Here is a 19,463-nt window from a genome sequence, read left to right as displayed (position 1 = left end):
ATAAAAAAAACGACCTCTTCCGCGCAACAACACCATGCTTGGCAACCTCTTTTTAAACGTAGTGCCCTGTCGCTGTTGCTGCTGGCCTCTCTTCCCGCCTATTCGGCTATTATCGATAATGGCGAGGTCGTCAACGTGTCGACGGGATATTCACTGGATTACTACACTTTCGTCGGCATGAACGGCGTCGGGACGCTGAATATTCTCGCGGGCGGTGTGGTGGCAGGATCGGATGTCTACAAGCTCACTATTGGCGATAACACTCAGGCGAACGGTACGGTGAACGTCGATGGTTCCGGCTCTTCGTTACGCTCAGGGGCGATGACCCTTGCTGAGTCAGGTACCGGAGCCATGACCCTCTCCAACTCTGCGGTGGTGAATACTTCAGGATTGGGCGTCCTGGGCGGTTCAACCGGCAGTCACGGGTCCGCCACGATCCGTTCGGGTGGACAGTGGAATTTAGTCAATCCCTCAGGCGCGTACCAGGACCTGAATATTGGTTATGGCGGCACAGGAGTGATTAACATTGAAGAGGGCGGTGCGCTGAACGCCGGTATGACAACGATTGGCAGTTTTGCCTCCGGAGTCGGAACCGTCAGCGTTAGCGGTCAGAATTCAACAATGAGCACCGGCGCGCTGCGGGTCGGGGATTATGGTTCGGGAACGTTGAATATCTCTGACTCTGCTATTGTACGCAGTAGCGCCGACAGTATGCTGGCGCGTTCGCCTGCTGGTTACGGGCGAGTGAATATCAGTAATGGCGGGGAATGGCGGATCGCCGACGCCAGTGACGTCACCAAAAGACTCAACGTGGGTCATGCTGCGACGGGGATACTGGATATTCAGTCGGGTGGGAAAGTGGTTGCCAGCGCGGTGAGCCTGGCGGCAAATGGCGGCCAGGGGACGGTGAATATCAACGGTGCCGGATCGCGTCTGGATGCGATGTCAGCCACCGTCGGCGCCGTGGGCGACGGTACTCTCAACCTGAGTAACGGCGGTGCGCTTAACCTGAATGGCAAACTGTTCATTGCGCAGAATGCCTCAAGCACCGGCGTGGTGAATATCGGCGCGGCTGAGGGGCTGGCCGCCACCGGGGCAGGCGTGATTTCCGGCGTGACCGGCGTGACGTTCGGCTCGGGCACCGGTTCTCTTGTGCTCAACCACACCACCAACGACCCGTCCACGGCGGGAGGATATCAACTCACCATGCCGATTACGGGCCAGGGAACGATTGTTCATCAGGCCGGGCATACCGTGCTGACGGGGGACAATACCTACAGCGGGAAGACCATTGTCAATGGCGGCACGCTCACCTCGGCTCTGCAATCTAGCGCTAACAGAACCGGCCTTGGCAGCAGTGAGGTGACGATCGGCAGCGACGGCACGCTCGAAATTGTCGGTGCCACCAACACCAGCACCAATGACTTTGCCTTCAGTAATGTGTTGAACGGCACGGGGGTGATGTCTGTCAATCTGCACGCAGGGGATGATGTCTTTTCCTTTACGCCTGCCGTCGGCAACAGTTTTCGCGGAGCGGTTGAGTTGCGCAATAGCACGTTTGCGCTTTCCGGGAATAACGCTTCGTCGTTGGCACAATCGCTGTTAATCAGCAGTGCGGGGAACACCACAACCGTCAGCGGTACGCAGTATCTTACGGGGCTACTTTTTAATGGGGGCACGCTGGCTTTTGACGTTACTCTTCCGGGGACAACGATCTCCAACAGTCTGGTGTCGGTCAATACCCTGGTCGCCGGCGCAGAGGGGGTAATATACAACGGACGCGCACATCAGGCAGACGGTACCGGCACGGTGAAAGTTAATCTTGCTGATCCCTGGAACGATACTGGCGCAGCGGCGAATCCAGATACTACCGCAAACCTGCTCCAGCAGGATGACGCAGAGATTGGCGTACAACTGGTGAAAGCGTCGATTGTCCTTGGGTCGGGTGGTTCGCTGACGCTTGCCGATCAAAACGGTACGCCGGTTGCGGCAGATAAAACCCTTCAGATAGCGCAAAGCGGGACGACCGTGGCGAACGGGCAGTATGGTTTTCGTCTTACCACCGCGCCGGGTGATGGTCTGTATGTGAACTACGGCCTGAAGGCGCTGGAGATTCTCTCCGGGCAAACGCTGGTGCTGTCGCCGTATGCGGGCGTAACGGGTGCCGGTGCGGATATGTCGGCAACGATCTCCGGTAGCGGCAATCTGGCGGTGAATACGGCCGATGTCGTGTCGCTCTCCAACGGTCTGAACGACTACAGTGGCGCCACGCAGGTACAGGCAGGGACGTTGCGCACCGATGCCGATGGCGCGTTGGGCGAGACCAGCGAATTGCATATCAGTAGCGGAGCGACCGCCGATCTCAACGCTACAACCCAGACGGCGGGCACGTTGACAGGGCAGTCCGACTCCACCTTAGCACTGAATGGCGGCTCGCTGACCCTGTCGAACGGTGGGCTTAGCGAGGGACGTCTGGCCGGTAGCGGCGCGCTGAATGTCAACGGTGGCCTGTTAACGATTGACGGTGCCAACGCTGCGCTGACGGCTAAAACTACCATCAGCAGTGGGGCGGAAGTGAGCGTAAATGATGTGCTGGGCGCAGGCAGCGGCGATATCGTCGACGACGGGACATTGACCCTGAATGGCGTTGTCGGCACGCTGACGAACCCCCTCAGCGGAGCGGGCGGCATTGATGTGGCAAACATGTCAGATGTGGTCGTCAGTGGAGATAACAGCGGCTTTAGCGGTCTGTTCAATATCGACACGGACAACAAACTGACCGTCAGTGAACAGCAGAACCTTGGCACAGCCTCTGTCACGGATAACGGCCTGTTGACGGTAGCGACGGACACGGACTGGACGCTGGACAATGTCATTAGCGGCACAGGCGATCTGACCAAGACCGGTAGCGGCGTGTTGACACTGAAACAGGATTTTGTGTCCTGGACAGGCACCACCGATATTCTCGACGGTGAGATTGTGCTGGGTAGCGATACCGATTCTGCCGTCGATATGGCTAACCAGCAGGTGAATATTCACGATGGCGCTACCCTGTCGGGGTATGGTCGCACCGCCGGGGATGTGGATGTGATGAGCGGCGGGACGATGCAGGTGTCCGACTTTACGGTCGGCGGCAATCTGACTCACAGCGGCACTGTGATCCTGGGGCGTGCGGGCATGCAGCCGGGTAATCACCTGGATGTAGACGGTAACTACCACGGTAATGACGGTCTGATGGTATTTAACACGGCCCTCGGCGGTGATGATTCAGCCACGGACAAACTGACCGTTCATGGCGATACCTCCGGCAACACGCGGGTGGACGTCAATAACGTTGGCGGTACTGGCGCGCAGACCCGCAATGGCATTGAACTGGTGCAAGTGGACGGCAATTCCGCCGGTCAATTCGCCCTGAACCGTGGCTCCGTGGAGGCCGGTGCATATGTCTACACGCTGGCGAAGGGAACCGGCGAGGCGGCGAAAAACTGGTATCTGACCAGTAGGTGGGATGGCGTGATTGACTCAGACAACCCGCCGGTTGTCGATCCGCAGGCGGTGGAGGCTTTGCGACCGGAAGCGGGAAGCTATACCAGCAATATTTCCGCTGCGAACACGCTGTTTGCTCACCGTTTGCACGATCGTCTGGGTGAGCCGCAGTACACCAATGCGCTCAAGGATGAGGGGCTGGCCGGCAGCATGTGGATGCGTCACGTCGGCGGGCATGAACGTTCCTCGGCGGGTAACGGTCAACTGAAAACACAGAGTAATCGCTACGTGCTGCAACTGGGCGGCGACATTGCACAGTGGAGTATGGACGGGCTGGACCGTTGGCATCTCGGCGTAATGGGCGGTTATGCCAATGAACACAGCAACACCCACAGCAACCGTGCCGGATACGGTTCAGACGGACGTACCAGCGGCTACAGCGCGGGTCTGTACGGAACCTGGTATCAGAATGTCGTGGACAGCACGGGGGTGTATGTTGATAGCTGGTTGCTGTACAACTGGTTCGACAACACGGTGGACGCGGATGAGCGTGAGAGCGACAGCTATGACTCAAAGGGGCTGACTGCTTCACTGGAAACGGGTTACACCTTCAAGGCCGGAACGTTCAGCGGCAGCCAGGGTTCTCTGAACACCTGGTACATCCAGCCGCAGGCACAGGTCACCTGGATGGGCGTGAAGTCTGATACGCATACCCGGCATGACGGTACGCGCATTGAAACAGAAGGTGATGGCAACATTCAGACGCGTCTGGGGGTGAAAACGTACCTCAACAGTCATCACAAAATGGATGACGGACAACCGCGCGAGTTCCAGCCCTATGTCGAAGTGAACTGGATCCACAATACCGACACCTGGGGCGTGAAGATGGATGGCGTGAAAATCAGCCGTGATGGCGCGCGCAATCTGGGTGAAGTGCGTACCGGGGTGGAAGGTAAACTGAATAACCGTTTAAGCGTCTGGGGGAATGTCGGTGTGCAACTGGGTGATAAGGGCTACAGCGATACCCAGGGCATGCTGGGTGTGAAATACAGCTGGTAAATTCATACGGGTATGCGGGTAACAAATAAAAAGCCGCGCAAGCGGCTTTTTTATTCTTTAATGATCAGGGCGAAAGGTTTATTCGCTGATTTTCTTCTCTACGCTGGCTGCGCCTTCTTTGGTCTTATTCCAGCCCTGTTCAGCACCTTCTTTCGTGGCATTCCAGCCTTTCTCAGTGCCTTCTTTGGTTTTATTCCAGGTTTTCTGCGAGCCTTCACTGACTTTGCTGCTGATATTATCCTGTTTACCTTCGGCGCGGTGTTCCATTTTCAGTTTTTGCTCTTCACCCTGATTCTGCGCCTGGTGTAATTTCTCTTTTGCTGTATTTGCATTTTCATGTGCGGCGGCGACATCATTATCGGTTGCGTGTGTCGTAGCGGCAAAAACAGGAGAAGCCAGCAGAAGTGCAGATAATGCGATTAGGGTCTTTTTCATCATGTCCTCGCTTTACGTTATAAGTTATTAGCGTGTTTAAGCATGGCATCTTAACGAAGCGCTGGCTTTAGGAAAAAACTGTAAGTGAAAACAATGATGGCAACCGCCTTCATTCAGGCATTTGAACAAACCTCTTTCGCTATTAAGAATATTGTCAAAAAAATATCCTTTTGTTTTTAAAGGTTTTTATGAAACGCGAATTGTCTGATTTTGGGGTGTCTGTTATAAGACCCCGGATGTTAAATCTGAAAATTCTTATGAGTGTAAATATATTTAAATGCCAGTAAAGATGTGACGAAAAATTGATAATGACATGGAGTCGTTTATGACAATAAAGAAGTATGCCTTACTGATGGGGTTATTTTCCTTCGAGGGCGTTGCCGCCGAAGCCGTGTGTAGTTCTGCTGATGGGGTGAGTGCTGTCTGCAATGGTGACACAGGGCTGGTGAATGATATCGACAGTAAAATTAATGGTTATGACAGCATCACCATTAATACGACGGCGAATGAACGAGGCTATGGGTTTGATTTCCGCCAGACAACGCATCATTTGACGCCGAAGGATATTACGATTACGACACTTGGAAAGTATTCGGATGGGATTCTCGGCCGAATTGCAACGACGACCATTGACGGTAATTTGACGATTAAAACGTATGGTGAATACTCTTCCGGTATTTTATTGCAGGAAGTGGAGGATGCCAATATCACCCTTGCGGGTGCCACGAATATCTATGCACGTTATGGCATGGGAATTGCGCTGGAACTGACCCTGGGAAGTAACAGGAATAATATTTTAACCGCCGGGGATAATGTCTCCATTGTTACTGATGGCACCGGAAGCAATGTTAACAGGGGGACGGGTTATGGCGTATATGCCGGTTCCGCCTACTATCTGAACGCAATGGGGTTTATTCCCGATCACAGTACCGCCCGCATTACGCTGGGAAATAATGTTTCCGTACAAACCAATGGCGATGAAGCCCATGCGGTTTACGCCAATAAAACGGGCATGATTCAGGTTGGCGATATTGCGGTCGTTACCCGTGGCGACAGGGCGACGGGACTGAAAGCGGAGGATGGCAATAAGTATGTACCGCCGGGAACGCGCATGCTCAGAGCCCAGACGCAAAACTACGAAGGCGGGAAAATCTTCCTGACCCGGAACGTGAATATTGATCTGGAAGGTGCCGGAAGTTACGCGATGCATTCGACCGGTTTTGGTTCGTATATCGGCTCCTCATACCTGGGAGGACAGCAGTCACGCGGAACCTATATCGTCAACGGTGATTTGTTGGCGGACAGGCAGGGGGTTATCGATCTCCGTATGACCCAGGGCTCTGCGTTTACCGGTAGCGCCAACTCAACCCAACTCAATGCTGATAACTCCCTGAATACCGTAGATAACGGTTATATTTACCTTGATATGTCCAGAACCAATAGCGTCTGGAATATGACGGAAGATTCGGTCGTTACGCGTCTCGATCTGCATGATGCGAATTTGACGTACACCGCACCCACCACTTTCGCATCCTACACACCTAAATATCTTCACGTCGTTGAGGATTATTCCGGTACGAATGGCATCCTGACGCTGAATACGGTGCTGGGCGGCGACGATTCATTGACCGATAAACTGTATGTGTTGGGTGATGTGGCAGCGGGGAATACTCAGGTCAGCATCAACAATATTGGCGGCCAGGGCGCGCTGACTCAGCAGGGGATCGAAATTGTTAACGTTGGCGGCGAGTCGATCGGTACGTTTACCAAACATGGGCGTATTGTCGCGGGCGCCTATGACTATGATGTCGTGCGCAAAGGGGAAAACTGGTATCTCGTGAGTGGTATTGCGACGAGCCCGACGCCGGAACCTTCTCCCGAGCCTGGCCCGAAACCTACACCCGTGATTCGCCCTGAAGGGGGAGAGTACGTGGCAAACATCGCGGCTGCGAACACGCTGTTCCAGCATCGTTTACATGACCGTTTAGGCGAGCCTCACTATGTAGACGCCCTGAAAGGAGAAACGGAGAGCGTTTCCAGCCTCTGGATGCGCCACGTTGGCGGGCATACGCGTTTTAAAGACAACAGCGGGCAAATTAATACCCAGGCGAACCGTTATGTCGTCCAGTTGGGCGGAGATATCGCACAGTGGAGCGGCGATGAAAAGGACCGCTATCACCTTGGCGTCATGGGTGGATATGCTAATCAAAAAAGTAACTCTCATAATAAGTTGAACCACTATTACAGCAGGGGCAGCGTGGAGGGTTATAGTCTCGGGGTTTACGGCACGTGGTTGCAAAATAATGAAGAGAAAACGGGCGCTTACGTGGACAGCTGGTTAATGTACAACTGGTTTGATAACACCGTCAGCGGCTACGGTCTGGCGCAGGAAGAGTATAAATCGAAAGGATTTACCGCGTCTGTGGAATCCGGATATACCTGGAAAATCGGCGAGAAGAATGAGCGCGAACGCTACTATTTCCAGACAGTGGGCCAGTTAACCTGGATGGGCGTGAAAGCCAATGCGCACCGTGAAGCTAACGGTACGCGGGTGACCAGCGAAGGAGACGGTAATCTTCAGACTCGTCTTGGCGCACGTGTATTCATTAAAGGGCACAGCAAAATTGATGAAGGGAAAGAACGTATTTTTGAACCTTTCGTCGAAGCAAACTGGATTCACAATACCAAACGTTTTGGCGCGTCGATGAGCGGTGTCGATGTTGAACAGGCTGGGACGCGCAACATTGCCGAACTGAAAGCCGGTGTGGAAAGTCAGCTTAACCGTAACGTTAATCTCTGGGGTAATGTTGCCCAGCAAATTGGCGATGCTGGCTACAGCGATACCAGCGCGATGCTGGGGGTGAAAGTGAATTTCTAAGGGGATTCTGAACTCTGAGCATCAGCAGGTAAGGGGTATCACTTCAACAAAAACTGCACTCCAAAAGTGGGTAATCCCACTGAGTAAGGTGCAGTTTTCAACGCAATCATTGTCTTTCATATCCGGAAAGAGAAATAAATCGCTCAAGCGCTATGGTTATTTTAAACGCGTTCTACCATGCTTTTTAGATTCGTGGCGTTAAGCGTGCCAACGACAAAATAATAACTTATCTCTCGCCTGGGGCTGACAATGCGTAACACTCTTCTCCCTATTATCGTTGCTGTGTTGCTCTTTATTTTCGGCGTTTCTGTTTTGAATATGCAACTCTGGTATTCGGCGAGAGCAGGCAGTCTTTCAGGGGCTCGCTATGTTGCGAGTGATATCGATGTCATTCTTGATGAGGCAACTCACGCGACATCAACGGCCAGTGATATCACGCGAAAGGGTTGCGATCAGGAAGGGCAGTACCGGCTGGGGACGGAGGCCGCGCTACAGCCTCATCTTCGAACCATTTTAATCTACCGGGAAGGCAAAATATGGTGCTCTTCGCTGCCGGGTAATCGCGTGCTACTTTCTTATCTTTCTGAGATACCGGAGACAACGCTGCAACTCGCGCCAGCAAATAATACGATTAACAGACGACCGGTGTTGTTATATCAGAATCAAATTGCCGGGAGCCGAATTGTCATCACCATCAGCGACCAGCATATTCGTGATTCACTGCGTACGCCGCTGAAAGAGGTAAATTATTCATTAATGGTAGGGAAGGCGATCCTCGGGCTGTCCGGCGATGTGGTAACCGTCAACGATACAGACCAGAAGTTCGGACAGGTAGGCTCAAAACGTTACCCCTTCACAATACGTTATCATTTACCGCCCGTGTTTAGCCTGCAAAGGCTCATCAGTCAGGGGATGGGCATGATGATTTTCATTTTTCTCATGTCTTGTTTCGCCGCGTATGCCCTGATTAAGTATTTAAATAAAAACACCACGCCGGAAGACGCGCTGCGCAGAGCTATTCTCAAGGGAGAAATCGTGCCTTTTTACCAGCCCGTGGTGAATGGTCGGGAAGGGACGCTACGGGGCGTTGAGGTGCTGGCGAGATGGAAACACCCGAAAGCCGGATATATTTCCCCGGCGTCATTTATTCCGGTGGCGGAAAAGTCGGGGCTGATTATTCCTCTGACGCAAAGTTTGATGGAACAGGTGGTTACCCATATGAATGCTATCGCCACGAAGTTGCCAGAAGGTTTTCATGTCGGAATTAACTTCAGCGCCTCTCATATTACCGCTCCAACCTTTGTCGAAGAGTGTCTGAACTTTAAGGCGCGGTTCAGCCGAAAAGATTTGAATCTGGTGATCGAAGTGACCGAGCGTGAACCTTTGCATGTCGATGAGCACCTGGTGCAGACGCTTAACACGCTGCATGAGAATGGCTTTGTTATTGCGCTGGATGATTTTGGCACCGGCTATTCGGGGCTTTCTTACCTTCACGACCTGCATATTGATTACATTAAGATCGATCAAAGTTTTGTGGCGCGCGTCAGCATGGAGGAGGATTCCACCCGGATTCTGGACTGCGTGCTGGATCTGGCGCGAAAACTGTCGCTAAGTATTGTCGCGGAGGGCGTGGAAACGAAGGCGCAGGTTGACTACCTGAACCGCAACAATATTACCTTTCAACAGGGCTATTATTTCTTTAAACCCGTTAATTTCACCGAACTGATAAAAATTATTCTGTCAAAGCCTAAAGTAAAAGTGGTCGTGGAGTAGCGGGATGCATTTTATTTTTCGTGGCGAGACATGGGGCATTTATATCTCGCATGCCTTCTGATTTATCAGGAAAATAGGCGCGCACGCATTGAGTGAGTCTGCCCGTACGCCAGGGAAAGGCTTTATCAGTGAGCGGTATTGAACTGATAACACTAATTTTTCCAATTGGTTACTTTAACTTTCAACGGTTAATATCTACATTGAGAACCGTGCCTGGCTATCTTTACAATTGATGATGAAGATCACCTAAATTGATAGGTTATTTATATACAGTACCAAATTCGATTATCTCCCTATAAGATAGATTGCATTTCCGCGGGTGTGGTTTACAAGGAAAGACTGTCAACATGCATCGCTCTGTTTCTGAGTTTTATCGCATTCCCCCTTTACTTATTCGGGCGCTAAAAAGCGGAGTCTCCTCCGTGGTGGAGTTTCATCTCAGCAGGGGATTGCCGAAAGATTCACGAGATTCTCTGGGAAATAGCCCATTGATGATTGCGGCCCAGAATGGGCATTTCGCTATTTGCGAAATGTTGTTGCGTGCGGGTGTCGATGTTGAACATCAAAACAACCTCGGGTTTTGCGCCAGTGACCTCGCGCAGGAGCAAACGCTGCGTGATCTGTTGGCCCGTTATCGGCAATCTCCTTCGCCTGCCGGACAGCAACCAGCAGGAGGGCCAGTTGATGAAGCAGACGTTGAGGTTGAAATTGAAGCCGAAGCCGATGTTGAAACAGAACCTCCCGAAACCGAAGACGCTATGGATTTTATGCGGTGGGATGCTGAGGTCGAATCGGAACCCGCCGAAGATAATCTGACATTACGACACGCTTCCGCTGAGGCTCAGCAATTATTATCCCGCTATCGCCCGAAAGATAACGCTGCTGAGTGGATCGATATCGAACTCTCGCTTCCTGACCCGCCGACGCCAGTTTCTCACTCTCCGCAAAATTACCCCCATTTCTCAACGTTGCTCACTGGCGCACTGGATGCAGGTCGTGTCTCTGTGCGTGACATCCGGTTTGCCGGGGAAGAGGATTTCGGCATGCCGTGGCCTGAATTCCGGGTCAGCGTAGAGGCCTTGATCAAGGACTTACCTTTGATTGTGGATGGCGATGATGCTTTCCCGGAAAGTGATGCCTGTGAGGCATTCGCGGCGAGTGGCGATCTTGAGCCCTGGTTTGACGCATTCGGTGCATTGCGGCTGTCCGGCATCTTTGAACGTTATCTTGTGGACATTCGCCAGTGGGATGTCGTCGATAAAACAAAGGAAGAGCGACTCGGGCAGCGCATGGATACGGCGCTTATCAATTTGATGACGATCCTGGCGGGATTACCCGAAGCAGAATATCTTCAGTTGCTGCATCCGAATCGCCTTCCGGCGCCAGCGCCTGAGAGTTCTGAAGAGGAAGACGACGCGGAAGACGCGGATGAGGACATCTCTTCTGCAGCCGATGACGATGACGCCATCAGCTTTAACGATCTGCTCATTCTGCTGAGAAGTGGGAAAGCAGAAGAGTACCAGGATAATCATATCCCTCGCCCGGAGTACGCTGACCTGCAACAGATCGTCGAGCGCGCCCAAACGCTCATCCCTGATGAATGCCACAAAATGAGTCTGTATGTCAGTAGTTACAGAGACGCCTGGGAGGGGTTAATCCACGCCAATTTGCGTCTGGTGGTCGCGATTGCGAAAAAACACTGCGGGCGAGGATTAGATATCGAGGACCTGATCCAGGAAGGCAATCTGGGCTTGATCAAGGCCGTTGAAAAATTCGACTATCGGCGTGGATTTAAATTCTCCACCTATGCCTCCTGGTGGATCCGCCAGAAGATCACCCGTGCGATTGCCGATCAGGCGCAGCTCATCCGTTTACCCGTTCACTTCTATGAGCAATTCAGGCGCTGGCGGAGCAGTCGGGATCAGTTGCTGCATCGCCAGGGGATAACGCCCACCCTCAGACGGTTGCAGGAAATGACCGACCTGCCAGAGCGTCAACTTCTTCGGATGGCTAAATATGAAGAACAGACGGCGCTGATTGGTGATTTTCACGATGACGCCCAGGACCTGTCAGGAGACGCGCTGCTGACCAGAAGGGATTTCACCAGTGCTCCCGTTCAGTCTCTGGAGCTAAGAGAACATATTTCATCGGTTCTGGATACGCTGTTGCCACGCGAAGCACAGATCATAAAAATGCGTTTTGGCATCGGTATGACGCAAGATTTCACGCTGGAAGAGGTGGGTAAACAGTTTGATGTCACGCGAGAAAGGATACGTCAGATAGAAGCCAAAGCGCTCCGTAAGCTCCGTCATCACAGCCGGGCGTCGAAATTAGGCGGCTTCGTCGAACAGTGGGAAACCGCGTTGAGCGAGATGCAGGAAGAAGAAGAATGACGACCATGCGCCATGCGCCACCGAATGCAGCCATTATGATCGAAGCTCTGCGAGGGCTCGGCTACAACACCGCCACCGCACTGGCTGATATCATCGACAACAGCATCAGTGCTGGTGCCCGTAAGGTCGATCTGACTTTTCACTGGCGTGAGTCGGATAGCTATATTGTGGTTCGGGATAATGGTTGCGGCATGTCAGCCGCTGAACTGGATGTTGCGATGCGGCTGGGGGTTAAAAACCCGCTGACAAAGCGTCCAGGACACGATCTGGGCCGCTTCGGCCTTGGACTCAAAACCGCCTCCTTTTCGCAATGTCGCCGCCTGACGGTCTCCTCTAAAAAAGAGGGGATAACGACCATCCTGCGGTGGGATCTGGACATTCTCGCCGCCAGTACGGACGACGGTTGGTATTTGCTTGAAGGTGCTGATCCAGGGAGTCAGGAGGCGTTAGCAAATGCGGAACCTGACTCCCACGGTACGGTGGTGCTGTGGGACGTTTTAGACCGAATTGTCACCCCCGGCTACGGTGAGAAAGATTTCCTCAATCTGATGGATGGCGTTGAACAACATCTGGCGATGGTATTTCACCGATTCCTTGAGGGGAACTCTCCCCTACTCACTCTCACCCTCAATGGTCGCAAAATTAAAGCCTGGGATCCCTTTCTTAGCGGGCATCCTTCCAAGCCCTGGCATTCGCCTTCGGCAATGGCGCCAGGCGCTCCTGCCGTGAAGGTGGAGTGTCATGTTCTGCCGCATCAGGATCACCTGACGACGCAGGAGTATCAACAGGCTCAAGGACCGGCAGGCTGGACGGCTCAGCAAGGATTTTATGTATACCGGAATGAGCGATTGCTGGTGGCGGGCAACTGGCTTGGACTCGGAAGTCCCCGGGCCTGGACGAAAGATGAAACCCACCGCCTTGCGCGGATCCGTCTGGATATCCCTAATGATGCCGACATAGACTGGAAGATTGATATTCGTAAATCGATGGCGCGTCCGCCGGTTTCGCTGCGTCCCTGGTTAACTCAACTGGCGCAATCAACACGCGATCGTGCGGTAAGGACATTTGCCAAACGCGGGAAAATGAATAAGCGCAAGCCCGGCGAGGAACTCGTTCATCTTTGGCAGGCGCAGAAGACGTCATCAGGTGTTCGTTACCAGATTTCGTTACAACATCCTGTCATCAGCAATGTCCTTTCGCAGGCTGGTGAGTTATCCCCACAAATTCAGGCCATGCTAAGACTGATTGAGGAAACCGTTCCGGTTCAGCAAATCTGGCTTGATACGGCTGAGACAAAAGAGACGCCGCGGACAGGCTTTGAAACCGCGCCGCCCGCAGAGGTGTTATCCGTATTGCAGGTCATGTACCAGACCCTGGTTGGTCAGCAGTCGATGTCACCGGCGCTGGCGAAACAGCATCTGCAAAATATGGAACCTTTCGATAATTATCCCGAATTAATTGCACAACTCCCCGACGATCAACAAGAGAAATCGCTATGAGTCTGAATCCCCTGGATGACACGCAACTGAGTGTATTGCAGATTGTGCAAACGCTCCTGCAAGGCCAGGATAAAAGCACGATCACGCCTGGCATTCTGCGCCAACATATTGACATGGTTTGTCAGATGAAACCGGAGTGGAGCCGCCTTGATAACCGGGAGATTCTGGTCGAAGAGTTGATCCGCCGTTATAGCATCTGGATGGGGGAAGATACTTCTCTGAGTAATGACGAAGGGCATCAACCCTGGCTGACCGCTGATGCGAAACGCGAGTGGCGCTACTGGCATCGATATCGCCAATGGCTTGGTAAAACGATGCCCTGGGGTGTCCTGGATACCCTTGACCGTTCAACGGATCGTGTTCTGGGATTACTTGAGCAGCCAGGGCGGGAAGGGCGCTGGGACCGGCGTGGTCTGGTGGTCGGCCATGTTCAGTCGGGGAAAACCAGCCACTATACCGGTCTAATCTGTAAAGCCGCGGATGCGGGATATAAGATAATCATTGTGCTTGCGGGTTTGCATAATAACCTCCGCTCGCAGACCCAAATGCGTCTGGATGAAGGATTTCTTGGCTACGAGACGAGTCCACTCAGAGAAAAAGTGACCATCATTGGGGTGGGCGATATTGATAGCGATCCCGTCATTCGTCCCAATTACGTCACCAACCGATCTGAAAAGGGCGACTTCAGTGCCGGAGTGGCTAAGAATCTGGGGATCAGCCCCGAGCAACGGCCCTGGCTGTTCGTGGTAAAGAAAAATAAATCAATTCTGAAACGCCTGCATACCTGGATTGAAAACCATGTCGCCACCAGCGTTGACCCCGTCACCGGAAAGCGTTTTGTTTCGGAATTACCGCTGCTGATGATTGATGATGAAGCGGATAACGCCTCAGTTGATACGGGGGAAATTGTCTACGATGACGATGGAAAACCGGATGCTGAACATCAGCCAACGGCAATCAATAGCCTGATTCGTAAGCTGTTGATGCAGTTCAGCCGTAAGGCGTATGTCGGCTATACCGCCACGCCCTTTGCCAATATTTTTATTCACGAGAGCAATGAAACGCGTGATGAAGGCCCGGATTTGTTCCCTTCCGCCTTTATCATTAACCTCGGCGCACCTTCTAACTACATCGGCCCGGCGAGGGTATTTGGGCGGGCCGCCGCGGAAGGGCGGACCGGTGAACTGCCTTTGATCAGGCGGGTGAGCGATCATTGCAGCGATGACGGAAAAAGAGGGTGGATGCCGGTTTCTCATAAGAGCTCGCACTATCCCACGCTCGATACGCTAACCCATTTCCCGGACTCGTTAAAACACGCCATCGATAGCTTTTTGCTGGCGTGCTGCGTCCGGGAATTGCGCGGTCAAGGAGATAAACACAGTTCGATGCTGGTCCATGTGACCCGCTTCAATAAAGTGCAATCGGTCGTTTATGAGCATATTGACGCCTACATTCAGGACGTGAGACAGCGACTGACGCGAAGGATTGGACACGAGCCTTTTTTACATCAGCTTGAATCACTCTGGCAGGCCGACTTTTTGCCGACTGGTCAGAAGATCCGCGACGTCATGCCGCAGCAGATTCCGGACGACGCCTTTGCGTGGCGGGAGATCGTCGACAAGCTGTATACCGTGATCGAAAACGTGTCGGTACGAATGATAAACGGAACGGCGAAGGATGCGCTTGATTATTCGGACAGTGCGACAGGCTTAAAAGTCATTGCGATTGGCGGAGACAAACTGGCTCGAGGGCTAACGCTTGAGGGATTATGCACCAGTTATTTCCTACGCGCCTCCCGCATGTATGACACGTTAATGCAGATGGGACGCTGGTTTGGCTATCGCCAGGGATATCTGGACGTATGTCGGCTGTATACTACCGATGAGCTGATTGAATGGTTTGAGCACATTGCGGATGCCTCGGAAGAGCTGAGAGAAGAGTTTGACAATATGGTCGCCAGCGGCGGAACCCCGCGTGATTTCGGGCTAAAAGTGAAATCACACCCTGTGTTAATGGTGACATCCCCCTTAAAAATGCGTAGCGCGCGCTCACTATGGCTCTCTTTCAGTGGCACGGTGGTCGAAACGATTTCGTTGTTTAAAGAACCGGAGTACCACAAGCGTAACTACGCGGCCTTCCAGCATCTGACCGGGCGTGTCGGTTCTGGCGCGCCGATCCCTGAGAGACGGCGCGCAGAGAAGATTGAAAAATGGAAAGGGGTCATTTGGCAAAACGTCTCTCCCGAGCCGATCATTGATTTCTTAACGGAATATGAGACCCACGCTCAGGCCAGGAAAGCCAACAGCAAACTGCTGGCGGATTTCATTACGCGGATGAATCGTGTTGATGAACTCACCCAATGGACGGTGGCGGTGATAGGGGGTGGCGTCGATCGTCATCACGATGTCTGTGGCTTCCCGGTCCCGCTTATGCTGCGTAAAGCGTCTGAGGGGGTCACTGACCGCTATTCTATTGGCCGTTTACTTTCCCCACGCGATGAAGGGATTGACTGCGATGAATCGACCTGGCTTGCCGCGCTGGCCGAAACGCAGCGTATTTTTCATGCCGATCCCGGACGCAATGAAGGGCGAGAGGAGCCCGCCATTCCTGGTGGCGTAGTACTGCGCCGGATCAAAGGATTTGGCATAAACGACATCCCGGCACAGCGTCAAAAAGGGCTACTGCTCATTTACTTACTGGACCCGCAACAGGCGTTGTCGGCAGCGGAATATCAGGACGATGCCTTGCCGGTGGTGGCTTTTGGCATCAGTTTTCCGGGAAGCCGCAGTGGGGTAACGGTGGAGTACAAAGTGAACAACGTACTGTGGGAGCAAGAATATGGTGCGGCTGAGTAAAGATGATCTGCTGGCGGCCTGGAAAGCCTTAGATCGATCTCAGATAGACGAACAGCCCGGCGCTCAGGGCTGGCGCGGGATTCGGCTTTTCACGCACCAGGGCTGTAGCTTTCATGCCGGACGTCGTCAGCCTGATAATGAAGAAATGCTGATTGCCGTGTTTCCTCATCCTCTTTCGCCGGGGTCGACGGCGCTGCCGTCCTGTAAAGGATTTCGCGTTGAGATGACCGGAACAGAGGAGGGGCGGCAGAACGGTTTGATGATCCGTCGCCAGCAAACCGGGAATGCGGATGTCTTTACGACGATGATTCTGGATATTCTCCATTCGCTCCTGAACGTTTCTGAACCGCGTCTGTTTGAAACCCTGCTCCGTCGGATTCGTTTATGGCAGGCGTTTATGGAGCGCGATACTCGTCCACTCAGTCACGAAGAAGAAGTGGGGTTAATCGGGGAATTGACGTGTCTGGAGCGGTTAATCGAGAGCGGTCTTGCGCCGTCAACGGCAGTCGAAGCATGGGTAGGACCGCAGCATGGCCTACAGGATTTTGAACTCGATGAACGCGCCATTGAGGTAAAAAGCACCACAGCAGAGCAGGGCTTTTGCGTAACCATCCACGCGCTTGAACAACTGGACTGGCAGCGGCCTGGCTCGCTCATGTTGTGCGGTTTGCGCTTCAGCGAGCATCCCACCGGCGCGACCCTGAATGACCTCATTCACCGTCTTCGTCAGCGGTTTGAGGGAAACGCTCCGGCGACCTGTCTTTTTGAGGGATCGCTTTGTCACGTCGGATATTTCACTGAACATGCTGAATTCTATACACGTCATTTCTTGCTGACAGAGGCGTTCGCACTTCCGATTGAAGCGGATTTTCCCTCTTTGACGCATGCCAATGTCCCGTTGCCGGTGGTGAGTGCGTGCTATCAACTCGAACTTCAGACACTTATTCCTCAGGCTCAAAATTTTAACCATTGCTTGTCAGACTTTGCAGGATTACCGCATGGAACTTATTGATTTTTTACGTCAAACGCAGAATGAGATTCGCAAGGAATATCAGGATCAAATGGCTCAGCCTGGGGTTGAGTCGCCTTTTCCGGAACTGATTTTTACCGATATTGTTATGCGTCATATGGCCGATATCGGCATGACATTCGATGATGCCGAGACGTGTCACTTTATGGCGAAAGTCAGTGGACACAATGTGCGTCTCAGCGGTTATGCCTTCTCAGAAGATGGCGATCAACTTGACCTTTTTGTCAGCATTTATCACGGTAGCGACGAGCTTTGTCACGTCCCGGATGCTGAGACAAAAGCGATTGCCGGTCACTGCATTCAATTTTTGCAGAAGTGCGTTGACGGTAAATTATCATCCACGCTCGATCAGTCCAATGATGCCTGGCAACTGGTGACGACCATCGAACAGTCCTATACGGAACTGGAGCAAATCAGAATTTATGTTCTGACCGATGGTCAGGTGAAAACCCGCTGGTATCAGTCCCGCGACGTGGCCGGTAAAACCATTAAATTAGAGGTTATGGACATTGTCCGCCTGTTTAACCACTGGCAGGAAGGTAAGCCACGCGACGAACTGCAGGTTAATTTTGATGAGGTGGCGGGGGGCGCACTCCCCTGTGTCTGGATTCCGGATGAAATGGGGGAATATGATTATGCGCTGACGGTGGTTCCGGGCGAGACGCTGCGATTTATCTATGAAAAATATGGCAACCGGATTCTGGAAGCGAACGTGCGCTCATTTCTGAGCCAGACGGGGAAAGTCAACAAAGGGATTCGCGACACTTTACGCGAGCAGCCTGAGCGTTTTATGGCTTATAACAACGGCATTGTGATTGTTGCCGATCAGGTCAGGCTTGGCGAAGCGCCGGGAGGTGGTCCTGGTATTGCGTGGATGCAAGGGATGCAGATTGTCAACGGTGGGCAGACGACGGCTTCCATGTTTTTCACCAAAAAGAAATTCCCGGCAACCAATCTGCGTAACGTGCGTGTACCCGCAAAAGTCATTGTGCTGAAACAGACGAATAATGCACAAGAAGAGATGCTAATTGCGGATATTTCGCGCTTCTCGAATAGCCAGAATAAAGTCAATATTTCCGATCTGTCAGCCAATCGACCGGTACATGTACAGCTGGAAAAAATGGCAAACACGGTGTATTGCCCGGACGGATACAGCCGTTGGTTTTACGAGCGAGCGAACGGCAGTTATAAGGTTATGCTGGAACGGGAAGGTAAAACACCCTCTGGAATCAAACGGTTAAAAGACGCGATTCCTGCCTCTCGCCGGATAACGAAAACGGATTTCGCAAAATATCACTGTGCCTGGCTCCAGCGTCCGGATTTAGTCAGCCTCGGCGGACAGAAGAACTTTGCCGCATTAATGACGATGATCGACAAGGATACTGAGCGTTATGGGGATGAACTGAACATTGAGAGTTTTAAAAATTACATCGCGCAGGCCATTATTTATAAGAAAGCCTATAAATTGATTAATTCACTTTTCCCCGCATTTAAGGCGAATATTGCCGCCTATACCGTGGCCGCCTATTCACATCTTTATGGCAACCAAACGGATCTGGCAGAGATCTGGAATCAACAGGGCATTGAGGAAACGATGGGCAACCGCCTTGTCAGCTTAGCCCATCGGGTGAATAGTCTTCTGACCGAATCCGCGAATGGCAGGATGATTTCAGAGTGGGCGAAGAAGCCTGAATGCTGGGAGTATGTGCGCAGTAAAATCTATTTCTCCGCGCAGGCAAAAACGGATGACCTTTCGCATGATTAAATTCAGTATCAAAGCGCGGCGTGCGTGTTGTGGAGCTCGCCGCGGTTATATTCTCTCGGGATGTGCCACTGAAAAAATAAACATATAAATAACAGGGATATTTTAAATCCAGCGTTAATCATTAACAAAACCTCGCGCCGGCGGGGTTTCTTTTTTTGTGATGCCTTGCTTTTGAATCATTCGTTTCGCAAGCATTTTAAGAATATATCCAGGAATAAAATGTTGCCTTCACGCAACTTTTAGGAATAGTCTAGATCTTTATGGAATTTTCACGTTTTATCAATCAAGGA

General features: G+C 52.3%; 8 protein-coding genes and 1 pseudogene. 8 read left to right on the top strand and 1 reads right to left on the bottom strand.

Translation table 11 applies throughout. From position 1 onward, the window contains the following. Positions 1-171: 171 nt before the first annotated feature. Positions 172-4,545 (top strand): annotated as a pseudogene (locus AL479_RS03295) (autotransporter outer membrane beta-barrel domain-containing protein); the annotation flags it as partial. A 78-nt stretch (positions 4,546-4,623) separates the two neighbouring features. Here AL479_RS03295 and AL479_RS03290 read toward each other — a convergent pair. Beyond that, positions 4,624-4,980 carry a hypothetical protein gene (locus AL479_RS03290; RefSeq protein ID WP_061075034.1) on the bottom strand — a complete coding sequence of 119 codons (357 nt, stop codon included), beginning with the start codon at positions 4,978-4,980 and terminating at the stop codon, positions 4,624-4,626. A gap of 325 nt (positions 4,981-5,305) precedes the next feature. On the opposite strand from AL479_RS03290, the gene AL479_RS03285 reads away from it, so the two are divergent. The 7 genes from AL479_RS03285 to mzaE all read left to right on the top strand — a co-directional run bounded on the left by AL479_RS03285 (position 5,306) and on the right by mzaE (position 19,173). After that, complete coding sequence (locus AL479_RS03285) at positions 5,306-7,858, top strand: autotransporter outer membrane beta-barrel domain-containing protein (protein ID WP_061075033.1); 2,553 nt, start codon at positions 5,306-5,308, stop codon at positions 7,856-7,858. A gap of 249 nt (positions 7,859-8,107) precedes the next feature. Beyond that, the gene (locus tag AL479_RS03280) at positions 8,108-9,631 is read left to right on the top strand and encodes a cyclic diguanylate phosphodiesterase (RefSeq protein WP_061075032.1); all 1,524 of its coding nucleotides are present in this window, start codon (positions 8,108-8,110) and stop codon (positions 9,629-9,631) included. Positions 9,632-9,978: 347 nt separating this feature from the next. Beyond that, the gene (mzaA, locus tag AL479_RS03275; RefSeq protein WP_061075031.1) at positions 9,979-12,024 is read left to right on the top strand and encodes an MZA anti-phage system associated sigma-70 family RNA polymerase sigma factor MzaA; all 2,046 of its coding nucleotides are present in this window, start codon (positions 9,979-9,981) and stop codon (positions 12,022-12,024) included. Beyond that, positions 12,021-13,523: an MZA anti-phage system associated ATPase MzaB gene (gene mzaB / locus AL479_RS03270; protein ID WP_061075030.1), complete on the top strand. Its 1,503-nt coding sequence runs from the start codon at positions 12,021-12,023 to the stop codon at positions 13,521-13,523. The genes mzaA and mzaB overlap by 4 nt, the downstream gene beginning before the upstream one ends. Then, positions 13,520-16,378, top strand: a complete 2,859-nt coding sequence (mzaC, locus tag AL479_RS03265; RefSeq protein ID WP_061075029.1) for an MZA anti-phage system associated Z1 domain-containing protein MzaC — start codon at positions 13,520-13,522, stop codon at positions 16,376-16,378. Before mzaB ends, mzaC begins: the two co-directional genes overlap by 4 nt. Continuing rightward, positions 16,362-17,390 carry an MZA anti-phage system associated PD-(D/E)XK motif protein MzaD gene (gene mzaD, locus AL479_RS03260; RefSeq protein WP_061075028.1) on the top strand — a complete coding sequence of 343 codons (1,029 nt, stop codon included), beginning with the start codon at positions 16,362-16,364 and terminating at the stop codon, positions 17,388-17,390. Before mzaC ends, mzaD begins: the two co-directional genes overlap by 17 nt. Then, a complete protein-coding gene (gene mzaE / locus AL479_RS03255) occupies positions 17,377-19,173 on the top strand; it encodes an MZA anti-phage system associated AIPR family protein MzaE (RefSeq protein WP_061075027.1) in 1,797 nt (598 codons plus the stop codon). Before mzaD ends, mzaE begins: the two co-directional genes overlap by 14 nt. Positions 19,174-19,463 lie beyond the last annotated feature (290 nt).

The organism is Citrobacter amalonaticus (assembly GCF_001559075.2).
Classification (GTDB): Bacteria; Pseudomonadota; Gammaproteobacteria; order Enterobacterales; family Enterobacteriaceae; genus Citrobacter_A; species Citrobacter_A amalonaticus_F.
The sequence above is the reverse complement of the archived record's forward strand: the minus strand, read 5'-3'. Positions and strand labels throughout refer to the sequence as shown.

Coding starts and splice junctions, on each gene's coding strand:
- mzaB (WP_061075030.1), top strand. CDS start 12,021: ATGACGACCATGCGCCATGCGCCACCGAATGCAGCCATTATGATCGAA.
- mzaE (WP_061075027.1), top strand. CDS start 17,377: ATGGAACTTATTGATTTTTTACGTCAAACGCAGAATGAGATTCGCAAG.
- AL479_RS03280 (WP_061075032.1), top strand. CDS start 8,108: ATGCGTAACACTCTTCTCCCTATTATCGTTGCTGTGTTGCTCTTTATT.
- mzaC (WP_061075029.1), top strand. CDS start 13,520: ATGAGTCTGAATCCCCTGGATGACACGCAACTGAGTGTATTGCAGATT.
- mzaD (WP_061075028.1), top strand. CDS start 16,362: ATGGTGCGGCTGAGTAAAGATGATCTGCTGGCGGCCTGGAAAGCCTTA.
- AL479_RS03290 (WP_061075034.1), bottom strand. CDS start 4,980: ATGAAAAAGACCCTAATCGCATTATCTGCACTTCTGCTGGCTTCTCCT.
- AL479_RS03285 (WP_061075033.1), top strand. CDS start 5,306: ATGACAATAAAGAAGTATGCCTTACTGATGGGGTTATTTTCCTTCGAG.
- mzaA (WP_061075031.1), top strand. CDS start 9,979: ATGCATCGCTCTGTTTCTGAGTTTTATCGCATTCCCCCTTTACTTATT.